The 16786-nt window shown below is 33.3% G+C and carries 19 protein-coding genes and 1 other annotated feature; of the genes, 2 read left to right on the top strand and 17 right to left on the bottom strand.

The window, feature by feature from the left end:
* Positions 1-221: 221 nt before the first annotated feature.
* Positions 222-1768 (top strand): IS3 family transposase gene (locus RDK80_RS08630; RefSeq protein WP_308524055.1). Its coding sequence is split into 2 segments (ribosomal slippage): positions 222-867 and positions 867-1768, totalling 1548 coding nucleotides; the frame shifts between segments, so codons are not numbered across the junction.
* 173 nt (positions 1769-1941) lie between these two features.
* On the opposite strand, the gene RDK80_RS08625 is transcribed toward RDK80_RS08630, so the two are convergent.
* From RDK80_RS08625 to RDK80_RS08580, 12 genes are all read right to left on the bottom strand, one after another.
* A complete protein-coding gene (locus RDK80_RS08625; RefSeq protein WP_308524054.1) occupies positions 1942-2403 on the bottom strand; it encodes a GNAT family N-acetyltransferase in 462 nt (153 codons plus the stop codon).
* A 338-nt stretch (positions 2404-2741) separates the two neighbouring features.
* A complete protein-coding gene (locus tag RDK80_RS08620; protein WP_308524053.1) occupies positions 2742-3404 on the bottom strand; it encodes an ABC-2 transporter permease in 663 nt (220 codons plus the stop codon).
* Entirely contained in the window at positions 3401-4267 is an 867-nt protein-coding gene (locus RDK80_RS08615) for an ABC transporter ATP-binding protein (RefSeq protein ID WP_308524052.1), read from the bottom strand. The genes RDK80_RS08620 and RDK80_RS08615 overlap by 4 nt, the downstream gene beginning before the upstream one ends.
* A gap of 1 nt (position 4268) precedes the next feature.
* Positions 4269-4646 (bottom strand): GntR family transcriptional regulator, encoded by a 378-nt coding sequence (locus RDK80_RS08610; protein ID WP_308524090.1) that lies wholly within the window; start codon positions 4644-4646, stop codon positions 4269-4271.
* A gap of 239 nt (positions 4647-4885) precedes the next feature.
* On the bottom strand, positions 4886-5611 hold the full coding sequence (locus RDK80_RS08605; protein WP_308524051.1) for a hypothetical protein: 726 nt from the start codon (positions 5609-5611) through the stop codon (positions 4886-4888).
* Between the two features lie 115 nt (positions 5612-5726).
* Positions 5727-6842 carry a HAMP domain-containing sensor histidine kinase gene (locus tag RDK80_RS08600; protein ID WP_308524050.1) on the bottom strand — a complete coding sequence of 372 codons (1116 nt, stop codon included), beginning with the start codon at positions 6840-6842 and terminating at the stop codon, positions 5727-5729.
* Positions 6839-7120 carry a winged helix-turn-helix domain-containing protein gene (locus tag RDK80_RS20095; protein ID WP_374041666.1) on the bottom strand — a complete coding sequence of 94 codons (282 nt, stop codon included), beginning with the start codon at positions 7118-7120 and terminating at the stop codon, positions 6839-6841. Before RDK80_RS20095 ends, RDK80_RS08600 begins: the two co-directional genes overlap by 4 nt.
* Positions 7121-7222: 102 nt before the next feature.
* A complete protein-coding gene (locus RDK80_RS20090; RefSeq protein WP_374041665.1) occupies positions 7223-7420 on the bottom strand; it encodes a response regulator in 198 nt (65 codons plus the stop codon).
* Between the two features lie 497 nt (positions 7421-7917).
* Positions 7918-8487, bottom strand: a complete 570-nt coding sequence (locus RDK80_RS08595; RefSeq protein ID WP_308524049.1) for an Ada metal-binding domain-containing protein — start codon at positions 8485-8487, stop codon at positions 7918-7920.
* Positions 8488-8566: 79 nt separating this feature from the next.
* Entirely contained in the window at positions 8567-8737 is a 171-nt protein-coding gene (locus tag RDK80_RS08590) for a hypothetical protein (protein WP_308524048.1), read from the bottom strand.
* The gene (locus RDK80_RS08585) at positions 8724-9197 is read right to left on the bottom strand and encodes a methylated-DNA--[protein]-cysteine S-methyltransferase (protein ID WP_308524047.1); all 474 of its coding nucleotides are present in this window, start codon (positions 9195-9197) and stop codon (positions 8724-8726) included. Before RDK80_RS08585 ends, RDK80_RS08590 begins: the two co-directional genes overlap by 14 nt.
* 86 nt (positions 9198-9283) lie before the next feature.
* The gene (locus RDK80_RS08580) at positions 9284-10702 is read right to left on the bottom strand and encodes a PLP-dependent aminotransferase family protein (RefSeq protein ID WP_308524046.1); all 1419 of its coding nucleotides are present in this window, start codon (positions 10700-10702) and stop codon (positions 9284-9286) included.
* A gap of 163 nt (positions 10703-10865) precedes the next feature.
* Between RDK80_RS08580 and RDK80_RS08575 the strand changes: the two genes are divergently transcribed.
* Entirely contained in the window at positions 10866-11339 is a 474-nt protein-coding gene (locus tag RDK80_RS08575) for a pyridoxamine 5'-phosphate oxidase family protein (RefSeq protein WP_308524045.1), read from the top strand.
* Positions 11340-11443: 104 nt separating this feature from the next.
* Here the strand turns inward: RDK80_RS08575 and RDK80_RS08570 are convergent, their stop codons facing one another.
* The 5 genes from RDK80_RS08570 to RDK80_RS08550 form a co-directional block, all read right to left on the bottom strand.
* Entirely contained in the window at positions 11444-12346 is a 903-nt protein-coding gene (locus tag RDK80_RS08570; protein ID WP_308524044.1) for a GNAT family N-acetyltransferase, read from the bottom strand.
* Between the two features lie 169 nt (positions 12347-12515).
* Positions 12516-12875 carry a DUF4180 domain-containing protein gene (locus tag RDK80_RS08565; protein ID WP_308524043.1) on the bottom strand — a complete coding sequence of 120 codons (360 nt, stop codon included), beginning with the start codon at positions 12873-12875 and terminating at the stop codon, positions 12516-12518.
* 23 nt (positions 12876-12898) lie between these two features.
* Positions 12899-13387, bottom strand: a complete 489-nt coding sequence (locus RDK80_RS08560; protein WP_308524042.1) for a helix-turn-helix domain-containing protein — start codon at positions 13385-13387, stop codon at positions 12899-12901.
* Between the two features lie 227 nt (positions 13388-13614).
* Positions 13615-15135, bottom strand: a complete 1521-nt coding sequence (gene lysS, locus RDK80_RS08555; RefSeq protein WP_308524041.1) for a lysine--tRNA ligase — start codon at positions 15133-15135, stop codon at positions 13615-13617.
* Between the two features lie 224 nt (positions 15136-15359).
* Positions 15360-15628, bottom strand: a binding site (T-box leader).
* Between the two features lie 60 nt (positions 15629-15688).
* The gene (locus tag RDK80_RS08550; protein ID WP_308524040.1) at positions 15689-16765 is read right to left on the bottom strand and encodes an ABC transporter ATP-binding protein; all 1077 of its coding nucleotides are present in this window, start codon (positions 16763-16765) and stop codon (positions 15689-15691) included.
* Positions 16766-16786: the final 21 nt, after the last annotated feature.

The following is a 16786-nucleotide window of genomic DNA, read 5'->3' as shown; positions in this document are numbered from 1 at the left end:
TTCTTCTCTACGGAAAATCAGGTACCAGCATCATTAGCTGTTCTATCCCTCCCAGTAATGTCCCATACATAAAACATTTTGGCATTTTTCTCATTTTTCTCGATTTAATTTTCAAATAAAAAAAGACGAAGCCTATGGATCATAAGTTGATCGTGATATGCTCCCCTTATGGTAGACAGATTTAAAAAATAAAAATCTGATACTAAGAGGGGAGCATTTTTATGTCTAAAAGATCAAAATATACTAAAGAAGAAAAGTATACTATTTTAAAGGAAATTGAATCATCTGAAATATCTATAGAAGATACATGTAGAAAATTTAAGATTAGTTATAATACTTATGATAACTGGAAGTTTACATATGAAAAATATGGAATACAAGCATTAGAAGAAAGTAAAACATGGAAAAGGTATTCTAAAGAATTAAAAGAAATGGCAGTTTTAGAATATTTAAATGGAGAAGATACACAATTAAATATTTGTAGAAAATATGAAATATCTTCTCGATCTGTTTTAATGAAATGGGTTAAAAGGTATAATAGTCATAACGAATTAAACACTACGAAAGGTAGGAATGATGCTGTTATGACAAAAGGTAGAAAGACCAATTTAGAAGAAAGAATAGAAATTGTTAAATATTGTATAGAACAAAATAAAGACTATAATAATGCTTCTGAAATTTATGAGGTTTCATATCAACAAGTCTATCAATGGGTTAAAAAATATGAAGAATTCGGTGAAAATGGACTTGTAGATCGTAGAGGAAAAATAGAACTTACATCAAAAGATAAAGATCAAATTGAGATGAGAAAACTTAAAAAAGATAACGAAAGATTAAGAATGGAAAATGATTTTTTAAAAAAGCTACAGGAGCTGGAAAGGGGAGGATTTTAAGCTCATATAGTCTTAAATATGAAGCAATACAGCAATTGCATAAAGAAAAGAAGTACTCCATAATTTCCCTATGTGAAGTGGCAGAGATTTCCAGAGCTTCATATTACAAATGGCTTAAACGAGTTGATGCAGTTAATGATAAAATTAATGATAATTTAATGGAAGAAATTATAAAGTTATATGAAAGAGTAGATGGAATCTATGGTTACCGAAGAATTACTATGAATATTAATCGTAAATTAAACAGTAAATATAATCATAAAAGAATATATAGACTTATGAGAATTTTAGGGTTGAAATCAGTAATTAGAATTAAAAAGAAAAGATATTTAAAAGTATCTGCTGAGGAAATTGCAAAGAATAAGTTGAATAGAAACTTTTTAGCGTTTAAACCAAATGAGAAATGGTTAACTGATGTAACAGAACTTAAATACAGCATTGGTCAAAAGGCATACTTAAGTGCAATTTTAGACCTTTATGATAATAGTATCATAGCTTATAAAATAGGACACAGCAATAATAATTCCTTAGTATTTAAAACCTTTGATAAAGCTATCAAATCTAATCCCAATGCAAGACCACTCCTTCATAGTGATAGGGGCTACCAATATACATCCCATGGGTTTAAAAAGCGATTGGAAATCTATGGTATGGAACAAAGTATGTCAAGAGCTGGTAGATGCATTGATAATGGTCCAATGGAAAACTTTTGGGGAATATTAAAAGCAGAAAAGTATTATCTAAAAGGCAAATATGAAACTTTTGAAGAGTTGGAAACTGATATTAAAAATTATATAACTTTTTATAATAATAAAAGATTACAAAAAAGATTAAACAGCATGAGTCCACTTGAATATAGAGCTCATGCTGCTTAAAGTATTTTATTTATTTATATTGTCTACTTGACAGGGGGCACTTCAATCGAAGACTTTGCCTCTTTTGGATTTCTATATTTAATTTTGATTTTATATAAAATAACAGCATCGAGATTTTTACATCTCAGTACAATTGAAATTTTTCAATTTGTATCTCAACCTTTCATATTATTTTATAGTTCCAGCATCATTTTTAAATCAGATTCTAGGTATTTATTGTTGATAAGAGGAATATGCTTAAATCCAAATTTTTCATACAACCTTATAGCTGAAACCAGCTTGTGATTAGTATATAAGACTATCTCTTTTGTTTTTTCTTTATTTGCAACTTGTATGCACTTTTCCATAAGCTTATTTCCAATTTTCAATCCTTGAAACTTCTCAGTTACAGCTAATTTTGCTAATTCACATGTTTTCTTATCTACTCTAATTAAAGATATCGTTCCAATTATTTCTTCACCACACTTGGCGAAAAAAATATGACCCCCATTGTCTAATATGACTTCCTTTGGATTGTTTAGGATTCTTTCATCTTCTGGCTCTACTAGAACATACTTTTCAAGCCACTCATAAGATAGTCTTTTTAAATCATCACAATATTCATCCTGATATTGTATAATCTCTACTCTGTTCATACTCTATTCCCCAATATTTAATTTTCGTGATTAATGCAGCATTAAATATTTTATTATTTTTTTAATTCCAACCTTATTAGCTACTTTTTAATACTATGAATGGCTCATCTAATCATACTTATGTACATTATATAAACTCTCTACCAACCTATAAAGCTATTATCCCACTTTTCTTATTTTACCATATGTCATCTATATTTTGTCCCTAAAAACCAAGTCAAAAGCAATAATATCCTATTAATAGATACAGGCTTTTTTTAGCGCTATATATGCAATGAGGACATGTCTACGGTTTTTTTCCGTAATCGGGCAGATAGTTTTCTATTCATTTCAAAAGGTCAATACTCTTTGGTTTTAAATATGGCAGCTGTCAAAGCAAATGACAGAGCAAATATAACAATCGCAATCGCCAAAATAAATATCACACTCATGTAATATTCAAAATCTGTAATTTGGTTGTTGAATCCATTTATTGCATTGACTAGCCAAGAAAGTCCCGTTGTAATTCCGATGGAAGCAATAATACTAATTGCAATAATTGCTTCGTTTCCTTCAGCATCCCAAAGATAAAACATCGGGTATGAAATTGCCCCTATAAAGAGTGCTAATACTCCACTTCCAATCAAAAGCGTAATTGCATCCCGAAAACCGTAGTAAAAGAATTTGTTACCATGTATAAGAACTGTTAATGCGATAACAGCAGTTGCTATAAGTACGCCGAAAGCTGTCCAAGCAATATGGCTAAGAAATTGGCTCTTAATAATATCTTTTCTTTTTACTGGTAAGGATAGTTTATATTTGTTCCACTTTGAAGCTGTTTCTTTTCTCAAACATGAAAAAGAAAGTAAGGCAAAAGTCGGTCCGGTTAGTAAAGTAAATGCACTTAATAAAGTGTAATTTCCAGTAATCAAAAGAGCACCTCCAAACACAATAAAAAAAGCAAGTAGCAGCTTAATATTTCCAATCATGCCATAAAAATTATTTCTCAAAAGTCCAATCATTTTCGTTCCCCCTTTACCAAAAGAAGCATAATTTCATCTATAGTCGTGCAATCTATGACAATATCCTTATATTTTCTTTGTGCATATTTTTTATCAGAAACTAAAACATCAATTTGATAATCTCGTTTCCGATAGGCAATAATGTCATTTGAGTCTAATATAGAAAACTGACTTTCTTTACAACGCATGATGGCATATTTATATACTAAATCATCTTTACTTGCAGTTAATATAATTTTGCCTTTATGGATGAAAGTGATGTAGTCTGCTACTTTTTCTAAATCACTGGTGATATGGGATGAAAGCAGAATAGAATGGCATTCTTCTCCTACAAAGTCAAGAAGCACATCCAATATTTCATCACGCATAATAGGGTCTAAACCGCTTGTAGCCTCATCCAAAATCAGAAGCTTAGGGTGGTGAGCAAGAGCCACAGCGATAGACAACTTCATGGTCATTCCTTTTGAGTAAGTCTTTATCTTTTGATTTTTATTCAAGTCAAATGTCTTAAGATATTTTTGAAACAAAGTATTATCCCAGTTTTTATATGAGCTACGCATAATATCTTCTAACTGAAATGCCGTTAGATAACCAGGAAAATTATCACCATCATAAACAACTCCGATATCTTCTCTAAGTTCAGTATCTTCATCCAACATTTCCTTTCCAAGCAATTTTATAGTGCCAGAATCCTTAAAAATTGTATTTAATATACAGCCGATAGTAGTTGTTTTTCCTGCACCATTCTCTCCTACAAAACCCATAATAGAGCCACTGGGCAAAGAAAATGAAATCTTTTCTAAAGCAAAATCTGATTTCATATAAACTTTGGATACATCTTTCAATTCTAAAGCATAATCCATATTATTCCTCCTCTGTATAGAACAGCGAGAGTAATTCGGTCAGTTTTTCTAGCGAGATATTACTCATTCGTCCAATTTCAGCAGCAATTTGTAAATGTTCCTCTGCTTTACGTTGCTGTTCTTCTTGATAAAAATCTTTGTTTTGAGCGGCTATAAAACTACCTCTACCTACAGTAGTTTCTATAAAACCATCCCGCTGTAAATCTTCATAAGCCTTTTGAACAGTAATTACACTAATATGAAGTGATTTTGCTAATGAACGCATTGAAGGAATAGGGTCACCTGTCTGCAATTCTCCACTCATAACCAACGCCTTTATCTGTGATGTAATCTGTTCGTAAATAGGCTTGCTTGTGTTACTGCTTATGATTATCTCCACAAGATACCTCCTTACAACATACAATGTATTTGTCGTATAAGTACATTGTATGTCGGATGAGTACACTTGTCAAGATAATGATTTTAGTAACTAAAGATAGAAAGTAAAATTATTTTGCTTTAATATAAAAATATACCAAGGTAATTGAAAGACTCCCACAAGTAGGGAGCCTTTCAAAAGTTTATTATTCATCCAGTATAAAGTAGATCTTAAGAATGACTTTGAGATACAATAATAAATTATTCTACCGAACCATGAGTTAGTATGGTATCAGCTTCATGCTGTGTAAGCACCCCATCTTTTGCCTGCTGGCTCAAATATCTCTTGACTGCTTCTGCAGCCTCGCTTGATGTATCGAAATGACCTAAATCAACCGCAGAGCCATCTGGCAGGGTTATGATTGTTGAGCCGGGAACCGATTCGGATTTGGCATTCCATGTTTCAGGGTCAAACACACCGACAAGGACGCCACCGTCTGAAAGCGTGATAGGCTTCGTGTAATGGTACCCTTGCTTCATTAGGGCAATCTGTTTCTGCCATTGAGCATAAAGGGTATCTACATCCTCCTGCGTCCATTCACGGCAGATATAATCGCTATTGGCATTTTTATAATAAAAGGATTTGTCACCACTATCTGCAAGTTTTTTATTTTCGGTGCGCTGATGTTCCATCCATTCCTCAAATTCGTTGATTTCCCAATATTCAAGTTGGCTGTCCTTTTCATCACCGGAAACGCTTTCGACAAGATACTCGCCAGTAAAACCTGCCCTGCCGTTTTCGATTCCGGACGTAGAGTGGCGAGTATTGATCGTTGAGGTAAAGAGTACACTGCCATTCTCATTTCCAGTCAAAGACATTATGGTACCTTTTGAGCTTTCTGTCATTCCGCAAGCGGTCAGAGTAATTGCGGCCACAAGTACAAGGAGAAATCCTTGCAATGAAGATTTGATTTTTTTTGTTTTCATGATATACCTCCATAAATTTTATTGCCCTCAATCTTGAGTGCAACAATAAGATAACATCTATGTATGGAGTATATATGAAAAGTGCATGGAATCAAAGTATTTTGCAGTAAGACCACTACAATCTTATTACGAAGCGCATACCCAGTGGCTCTATCATAGAGCAAAAAGAATAGGAACAGTTCAAAGCCTCCAAAATTGAAGCTACTATATACAAACCGAGGCCGTTACCGCCGTCCTGACGATTGCGGGCATAGTCGGGGCGGTAAAATGGTTCAAAGATACGCTTTAGATGTTCTTCCGGAATAGGCTGACATTCATTTTCGACAATCAGCTCACGACCTTTGATATAAACAGTTATGGATTTACCCGGTGCGGTATAAGCAACGGCGTTTGAAAGAATGTTGGAGAATGCTTTAGTAAACATTTTTGGTGGCAGACAAACGGTCAAATTATCGGGCCAATCCATTTTGAAATGCTGTCTGTTCGCTTTCGCTATCAACTGATATTGACCACATGGCTTAGACAGGTAAACAGAAGCATTAAATGTTTGCGATTCCTCACTCTCTATGCTCTTACTCAATTTTGAGGTATCTAAAATCTCGGAGATCATATTGCCAAGCTGCTCGGTCTGTTCCTTGCACAACGGCAAATATGTTTCATAATCCTTGTATTTACCGACTTCCATAATCATGTTTTCAAGCATAGCGTTTAGCGCAGTAATAGGTGTTTTCAGTTCATGGGAAGCTACCCGAAGAAAATCCACCTTTTGTCTTTCCGCTTTACTCACACGATCTTTTTCCTCTTTTAAGCTCTCAATGGTAGACAGCAATTTTTGATATAGTTCGTTTATGCTTTTTGATAGCATTCCGATTTCATCACTTGATTGGATATTACTAACAGCGCTTTTTTCTAAACTGGCCATGCGAATCGCTGTCTCTGAAATATGCTTAATAGGTTTAGTAATTGCTTTGGAAAAGAAAAAAGCACATATAAGAGAAACAACTATACATATCGTTATGGAATATGACAGAGAGCGAAGAATGACATTTGAAATCTCGGAGTTTCTTGGAATGTAAACTTGGGCTATTCCCGGTATATCTTCAACCAATGTACCGCCATCATTCATAATCGGAGCAAGAAGATAAATCATTCCACTTGCAAGCAACGTGATAGCCAGCATAAGTACCAGCGTATAGAAAAAAAATTTAGGAAATAGTTTCAGCCGTTTCATCTATCCACCTCATATTTATAACCTATACCTTTAACAGTAACAATACAGTCAAGCCGCAGTTTCTTTCGTAGATTTTTGATATAGGTATCAATCGTCCTGTCGACAATCACGTAATCATCTCCCCATAAATCATCAAGTATTTGAGAGCGCGTAAGCACTAAGCCTTTATGCTCTACAAGCAGTTTCAGCAAATCAATTTCCCTTGGTGTGATGTCGATTTTGCCGTTATTGTCACTTGCGGTATACCCAGAAAAATTTACGGTCACATCGCCAAACATCATAGTATCAAGGGATATTGTTCGTCTACTTCTCCGCAAAAGTGCTGTTATACGTTTTCCAAGCAAGACCATAGAAAAGGGCTTTGTTATGTAATCATCTGCCTATTCATCAAAGCTTAGAACCTCCGTATATTCATCCTCAATAGTGGTAAGCATGAGGATAGGAACATGGCTTGTCTGCCGCATTTCATGCAATACGGACACCCCTGTGATTTTAGGCAGCATAATATCCAAAACAATAAGGTCAATTTCTCCTTGATTAAAAATCCGCAATGCTTCTGCTCCGTCATAAGCAGGCACAACTTTATGTCCTGCGAACTTAAGGTATTCACAAATTGCTTCGTTTGTTTATCATCTTCAACAATCAGTAATGTAGCCATAAGTACACCTCCTTAACTTCAATTTAGCATAGTAATGTGAAGCGTATATGAAACCAAGAAGTTTTTATTGTTTTGTTACCTTATATCTTTCATCAGCAGATTTTTGTGCATCTTTTTGTATCATCCACATACGACTAAACCGTACTACACTAGGTATCTGTTCTCTTCTGAAAATTTTTGTACCCCCGTTCAGAAATGTCCCATTTCTTCGCTACTTTGGGAGCAGAAATATATTCAATACTTAACTATCCTTTCGTAAGACTTCTTATTATAAATTGTATATGGACAGCCGAATAATATCAATGTAATCCACGTAAATAAGTGATCTATCTGAATCATGTACATGATATATACTCATATCCAAAAAGAAAGAATGAACAATAACCGGAATATCTGTGCGGCGACTTGCACTGATAATCATTTCATCTCTTCCTTTCCAGCAAAAAGTTTTCTGTACTGTGTAGGCGACATACCTACTAAATGTCGGAAAAACCTGTAAAATGTTGAGAGACTGCCAAAGCCACATTGCAAGGCAATGGATAAAATCGTGTCCTGCGAATTTAACAAAAGCTCCTTTGCCTTCTCAATTTTAAGTTTATTAATATATTGAACTGGAGTCATGCCTAACTGTTCCTGAAATAATTTAATCATACTGTTTTTACTAATACCAAGTCCATCGATTTCCTCTTTAAGTTGCTTTGAATCAGTATAAAGCTCATTGATTACTTTTTTAATTCCCTCTATGGTTTCTATTTTAGGTTCAAATTTCAAGAGATCAGGTCTGCACCGCTTACAAGGACGATATCCAGCAGTTTGAGCCTGCTTAGCAGTATCAAAAAATATCACGTGATCTCTTTTTGGATTTTTAGATTTACAAGACGGCCGACAGAAAATTCCAGTTGTTTTCACTCCATAGAAAAACTGACCGTCATAGGATGAATCACAATCAATAGCAGCTTTCCATTTCTGCTCATCGCTGAGTAGCATACATATCACCTTCTTTTTTATTTTTGCTTGATATCACGGATTATCTCTTCAGATCCTTTATCTACAAGATAGAATTCTATTATTTCTGCAATGCTTTATTAATGCCGAGAACTGTAAAAGTATTTGGAATAGCCTGACATTCCCCCCTCCCAAGATGGCTGATTTCAGCACCAAGGACAGGATCCTTGGATTCCAGGTAATTTAATTCTATACTGCCATATTCAAAATACTTTGTTTTAACCGTTGACATAGTTCTTTTCCATCTCCAACAGTTTTTCTTTAACTGCAAGTCCCGCGGCGTAGCCTACAAGCTTTCCGTCTGTACCTATAACTCGATGGCATGGTGTAATAATTAAAATCGGATTTTTACTGTTGGCTGTACCTACTGCACGGGATGCTTCTGGTCTTCCAATCATCTCCGCCACCTGCTTGTAGGTGCGAGTTTCACCATAGGGTATATTCCGCAGAGCAGCCCATACAGTTTGCTGAAAATCTGTACCCTCTGGTGCAAAGGGTAGGTCGAAGAATTTAAGCTTACCGTCAAGATATTCCTCAAGTTGACGTACTGCCTCCTTTAGTAATGGGGTTTCTTGCTCCTCACAGTCTGTGGACTTATGTTCTTTGCCAAAGAAAAGTTCAATAATTGCACCGTTTTTTTCTACAATGCCAATCAAACCAAGGGATGTCGGATAGAAGGCAATATTTTTCATATGAATAACCTCCTTGTCTTATTATATCTTTAGTATACATTTGTTTTACCTAGTATGTCTTCCGAAATTTCACCATTCAATTCTCATTATGGTAATGCACTAAACCATGCGGATTGTAGCAATGCAATACCCTCTCGTATCTGTTGTTCACTCAATAAACTATATCCTGCAAATATAACGTTTCGAGGACAATCATTCCTGTTATTCCAGAATGGAATCATAGAATATACTTTAACTCCGACTTTTGCTGCTTGTTTAATAAGCCAGGCTTGCTCTTCACCACCTGGAAACTCCAAAACGAAATGCACCCCTGCTCCACGACCATGTAAAATTACTTTTCTTCCAAACATTTTCGTTGCTTCCTGCACAAATACATCATGACGTCTTTTGTAGGCGAGGCACATTTTTCGAATATGACGCTCATAATTTCCATCCCTCATATATGCGGCTAAAACATGTTGTGTCAACCATGATACAGGAGAATTATAGGAACGGAATAAGCTATGATATCTCCTTAGCAGGCACACTGGCAACACCATATAATTCACCCGCAGAGAAGGTGAAAGAGACTTTGAAAAAGTTCCGATATAGATAGTCCGGTCTTCTGCATCTAAGGAATAGAGTGCTGGCACTGGATTGGCATCATATCTTAGCTCACTGTCATAATCGTCCTCGATAATATATGCATCTTTAATATTTGCCCAATCAAGGAGTTCCTTACGTTGAAAAATTGGCATAACAGTTCCATAGGGAAATTGATGCGAAGGTGTTACATAAGCAGCACATGCATCAGAACGATGAATAGATGAAATCATAAGTCCATCTTTACTAACTGGGATTGCATGCAATTTATAATTATTATTGATAAATACGTCCCTTGCTCCATTATATCCTGGTTCTTCCATTGCAATAGTGTTATTTTCCTTAGATAGAAGAGTACACAAAATATTTAGTGAATATTGTAGCCCACAACCAATGATAATTTGTTCTTCACAACAAACCATACCTCTTGATTTGTACAGGTGTTTTTTAATTTCTTGCCGTAATAACAGATCGCCCTGTTTATCTGGATACTGATTAACTACTTCTTTCTGCGATGATAGAATAATCTGAGCTGTGTATTTTCGCCATAACTTGAAAGGAAACTGCTCATACGGAAGGGTGCCGTACTGAAAATCATACAGACTTGCAGGTTTTTCCGACTCTAATATTTCACCAGATAAAGTATTTATATCCTGCGGAACATAATTCCTCTCCGTAAATTTACTTGAAGTGCCTAGAACGAAAAACCCTGACCCATGTTTTGGTTGAATATATCCCTCTACAGCCAGCTGAGTATAAGCTTGATTGACGGTATTTCGCCCGATACCTAATGTTTGAGCTAGTGTGCGAATACCTGGAAGCCGTTCTCCGGGTGCAATATTTCCTTGTTCAATATCTTTTTTTATCTGATAATAGATTTGAAGATATATTGGATCTTCTGAATTTTCTTGAATATATATCATATGATTATAACCATCCTTATTTTAAAGTGTACCCTATACTATATCATATAAGTGTATCTTTTAGCAGATACACTTATATGATATAATACCTTTGATTGTATATCAAGTACATATATACCTTGAATATAAATCAAATTTATATGATTAGGAGGATAATTAAGTTATGCAATACAGAATGAAGAAGTTTCAATTAACCTCGGAGCAGATTGACGAGCTACTTCATCGTGCGGATACCGGACGATTGGCTACTATCAATGAGAATGGTTATCCGTATGTTGTTGCAATGCACTTTGTTTACTACAATGGCAAAATTTATATGCATGGACTACCAAAGGGACAAAAAATCGATAATGTAAATCGAAACCCCAAAGTATGCTTTGAAGTTAATGAATTGTTTGGTCTCTTGACTGACAATATCGAGAATGCCTGTGATACTGAGGCAGAGTACAACAGTGTTGTAATTATTGGAAATGCTTCGTTGATTGAGGACTTGGATTATAAACGTAAAGTATTGAATAAGCTGGTTGAGAAGTACAATCCGCAATTTGCTGGAAAAGAACTTCCTGATAACATGATCAAAGGTACTGCTGTAATTGAGATTGATATCGTAGAGTGTACAGGAAAATATCATAAATAGGGCAAAAATAAAACTTAATTTACCTGATTGCCGCAAAAGTCAAATATGATTCTCTTAATGGAAAATATCCCGCTTTTTATTACGGGATATTTTTTATAACGTTATTATGCATGAGACAATACCGGAAACATTAAATCTCTTATTTTAAATGGATTTTCTTTTCCCATCTTAATAAAAAGAGTAGTATCCTCCTCATTCACTAAACTTTTTTCGTAAGAAGTAATATTATTTGGAGCAAATCCTAAAACTACTTTCTTAGTTTTCTCATTCATCATTGCATTAATAATTTTATCTAAATTTACTTCTTTTGTCGCAAATACATCTTGCATATATAGAATATCTTTATGAAAATCACAAATAACAATAGTATCGTAATCTTCAATATAATAAATACTGTCCTTCATAAAATACGTACAATAAAACATTATAAGAGATACATTATTTTTCATAAAAACTTTTGAGAGAGGTATCGTATTACAAACCATATTATAGACAAATTCTCTATCTATATTACTATCCATATTCATCCTTATTATTTTTTCTGACTTATCCTCTTTTATTCTTTTTATAGAGTATTGATATTCATCACACTGCTCAAATCCAAACTTTGGGTAGAAATCAAGAACACTATCATTAGCAAAAAGATAAATAAGGTCACATTTATCCTCCCATTCTTTTATAACCCTTTCCATAAGTATTCTACTTAATCCTTGTCCTCTATATTCCTCATCTGTCATAACTGTTCCAATTTGTATATATCTCTTTTGTTCCCCTAAAATTATAAAATCCATGATATTTACTGAGACATTAGATACTACCTCATCTCCATCTAATAAAGAATATGGTATATATTTGTCTTCCCAATAACCATTCTCATACCATTGTTTAAAATTAAAACCATAAGTTTTTTCTGTTAATCTATCAAAGCTACTTCTTAACATTTTATTATCTCTATAATTACATCTATAAATATATTTTTTATCATTAATCAATAGAATTTCACTCATTTTGAGTTCCCCTTTTTTTCTTACTATTTTCGTTTATCTTGAATTACAAAATAATTCTATTTCCATCAGTTATAGAAAATCTATTAAGAATATATAAGCACTATTTCCTTAACTAAAAACAATCTGGACAATAAGAAACAATTATATTATAACTCCAATCTCCCTTATTTTAAGATAAAATCCAATTTTCTGCATCAGTGATGTTCTTAAATGTTCTATAATCATCTCTTTTATTAGCTTCAATAATCATTTCTCTAAATCTATCATTTAAATTTTCTTCATTAACTATAATTATTGCAACCTTAATGTTATAGTTCACTAGCTTTTGTAATATCCCTCCTGCTAATCCTGTTCTAAGGTTAAAAAAATCTTTGGAAAGCGTTTCATCGTGAATTATCAATAAATTAGTATTATTCTCGAAACAAGCAGCAATAAGATCCATAGCATCTGTTTCTTTACTAATCAATTTTTCATTAGAAATATATTCAATATATCTTTTATCGTCTTTATCTATTAAATTATAATTCATATTTTTTCCTCCTTAACTTTAAACTAATATAAGTTAGTTGATTCTATAAAAAGTGAAATTGTATTCAACATCTCCTCAGTAAACTTCATAGTGCCCCATAACATCACTCTTAATCTATTGTCTTCTTTAGAATATTTCATATTCATTGTTGATTTGCCAATACTTGGGTCCTTGCAATTCATAATAGCTATAAGAGTATTAGATATTCTCATATACTGTTCCATATCTATTTCATTGATTTCTATAACAGTAGATACATTTATTTTTGGTCTTATGATACTTAAATTTATTTCATTAGTTGAAAACTCAATCTCTTCATCTTCTTTAATGTCTTCATCGCTAGTATTAACATCTTGTTTCATAAAGGAATTTAAATCTTCCTCTGAAATTCTCCACTGTTTTCCAAGCTTATTTGCCCCAAGCTTACCTTGTGTTATAAATTTTCTTATAGTTTTATGATGCATACCTAATATTTCGGCAACCTGATTAACTGTATAAAATTTGCCCTCCATAAATATCCATCCTTTCGGTATTACTATCTGAGATGATTATATACACTTTCATTGTATAGGTCAAGTATTTTATTAGACTTTATTGTATTTTATTGCACTTTAAGGAGTCAATATTATTTTTCATTATTTTTTATCTCATATTTTGTGATAGTCGTAGAATTTATAATCACAGTAAAAAACACTAATCTTTTCTAATAAAGATTAGTGTTTTTAATAAGATACCTGATTTATCTTCTTATCAGCGGAAACGCTATTACATCCTTTATAGATGGAGAATCTGTTAAAAACATCATCATCCTATCTATTCCTATTCCCAAACCTCCAGCTGGCGGCATTGCAGTATCTATTGCTACTGCAAATTCTTCATCCATTGGGCTTGCTGTTTCGAGTCCTGCTCTCAATTTATTAGCTTGGTCATGTAATAATATTCTCTGTCTTAATGGATCATTAAGTTCTGAATACGCATTTCCAAGCTCTACTCCAAAAGCATAAGGTTCAAATCTTTCAATTAATTCTGGATTAGACCTATGAACCTTGCATAATGGAGAAGAATCTAATGGAAAATCTATTACAAAGGTAGGTTCTATTAAGTATTTCTCGCTATAAGCTTCAAATAGTATTAAAATCAAATCTCCTTTTGAAGTTTCCTCTAACTCTAACCCTTCTTCTTGCTCCTCTAATAAAAGCTCCTTCTCTTTTATTAAACTTATTATATTTTCTCTTGAAAGTATTTCTACATCTATACCTGTATTTTCTTTTACAAGATTACACATAGTCTCTCTTTTCCATGGGGCTTTAAAATCAATTTCTACTCCATCATAAGTTGCCTTAGTCGTTCCTTTTACTTTTAAGAATACATATTCGTATAGCTGTTCCATAAGTCTCATCATATCATCATAATCCGCATAGGCCATATAACATTCAAATAATGTAAACTCTGGATAATGAGTTCTATCTATACCTTCATTTCTAAAGGCTCTTACCATGGTGTAAACTCTATCAATCCCCCCTACCATTAGTCTTTTTAAATATAATTCTGGAGATACATTCATAAATACTTCACAGTTTAGAGCATTTACATTAGTTATGAAAGGCTTTGCCTCTCCCCCACCGTATTTTGTATCTAATATTGGTGTCTCCATCTCCATAAAATCTCTTCCATCCATAAATTCTCTTATGGCAAACATAGCTTTTGAACGGTTAATAAATCTTTGTTTTACATCTTCATTCATTATCATATCAAGGGAACGATGTCTTTGTCTTAAATCAGCATCTTGAATCCCATGATATTTTTCTGGTAATGGTCTTATGGATTTAGAAAGCATAGTGATTTTCTTTGCCTCTACAGTTATTTCTCCTGTTTTAGTTCTAAACACACTCCCTTGTACTCCTATAATATCCCCTGTGTCTATTAGTTTAATTAGATTATATTTCTCTTCTCCCACATCTGCTTTGCTTATATAAATTTGAATTGTTCCTTGCTGATCTCTGATATTTAAAAAAGTAACCTTCCCCATCCTTCTTAAGAGCATAACTCTACCTGCTAAAATAAATTCTTGGTCACTATTTATAGAATCAAAGTTTTCCATTATATACTTAGAATTGGAATTTGTGATAAAAGAATATGGATATGGGTTAATCCCGCACTCCTTTAATTGAATTAATTTTTTTACTCTTTCTACCATAAATTCATTAGCATCTTGCATTATTTCACTTAAATTATTTAAATCTGTATAGTTGTTATGCATTGATAATACCACCTTTCATTTTTTTAATAGATATTTATATATCCCTAAAATTTTTATAATCCAATAGGAAAGCTTTCATAAATTATTCTTTTCAAATATGAAATCTCCATAAATGGATTTCAAAAAAAGATACTTTAATAACACTTTGATATAAGTTCTTTTTTTAATTTCAAGAATATTTATCTTTATGACAATAAAAAAACTCTCACCTCCAAGACATAAGTCTTGGGGACGAGAGATTATCACTTCGTGGTACCACCCCAGTTTGTCAATATGTCACCATATTAACCTTTTCAAGTACGTCTCTTAACTGCATAGTCAATAGATTATACTCTAGCTCTTTAACGGGAGCTCCCGTTACATCATCCCCTATTTAAAGGTTCAATGTAAGACTCAGAGGCTTTTTTCAATAAATATTTTTTGCTTCCTCTCACCAACGGAAACTCTCTGTAAAAAAATTTAATTTATCTACTCATCTCTTCACGGTCTTTTAATTTTTATTTATTTTATTATACCTTACTTATAAAGTCAACATTTTTTTAATTTTTTAATATTAAATTATAGCCTGTTCTGTTATCTTGTCAAAAATATGTATATACTTTGTATCAATGGAAATCTTTATGCTATCACCAACCTTTATATTTAATTCTGAACTGACTTTGGCATTGATATTCATTCCAGATAGATTTAAATATAAATGTTTCTCAGAACCTAGATGCTCCACTACATCTACTTTTACATTTTCTATACCATTATCGCAGATCTGTATGGCTTCAGGATGTAAACCTATTACAACTGTTTTATCTACATAATGCTCCAGTGCATTTTCAACTATTTCCGGAGATATTATATCAATACCATTGAAGTGAAGATAGATTCTTTCATCAATTTTTTTTACTGTTGCATCAATAAAATTTATTTGTGCATCAATAAATCCTGCCACAAACATATTCTTAGGATGATGATATAAGCTTTGAGGAGTGTCGACCTGTTGAATTACTCCCTCATTCATCACGACTATTCTGGTTCCAAGAGTCATGGCTTCTGTCTGGTCGTGAGTTACATAGACTATGGTTGCTTGAAGTCTATGATATAGTTTGGCAATCTCCGACCTCATTTGGATTCTTAGCTTTGCATCTAAGTTCGACAAGGGCTCATCCATGAGAAAAACCTTTGGTTCCCTGACGATGGCCCTTCCCATGGCAACTCGCTGACGTTGCCCACCAGATAATGTTTTGGGCTTGCGATTCAATAAATCATAAATATCCAGAATATTTGCTGCATCTTTTACCCTACGGTCAATTTCTGACTTTGATATTTTTCGTATTTTCATGCCAAAGGCTATATTATCATATACGGTCATATGTGGATATAAGGCATAATTTTGAAAAACCATAGCAACATCCCGATTTTTAGGCAATACATCATTCATAATTTCCCCATCAATTTTCAATTCTCCATCCGATATTTCCTCCAAGCCTGCAATCATCCTCAGAGTAGTAGTCTTTCCACAGCCTGAGGGCCCTACAAAAACTATAAATTCTTTATCTTCAATATTTAAATTAAAATCTCTTACAGCCGTGAACCCATTATCATATACCTTGCTAATGTTCTTCAGTTGTAATTTCAAAGAACTTCTCTCCTTTCTCTA

Source organism: uncultured Tissierella sp. (assembly GCF_902479755.1).
Lineage (GTDB): Bacteria > Bacillota > Clostridia > Tissierellales > Tissierellaceae > Tissierella > Tissierella carlieri.
The sequence above is the reverse complement of the archived record's forward strand: the minus strand, read 5'-3'. Positions and strand labels throughout refer to the sequence as shown.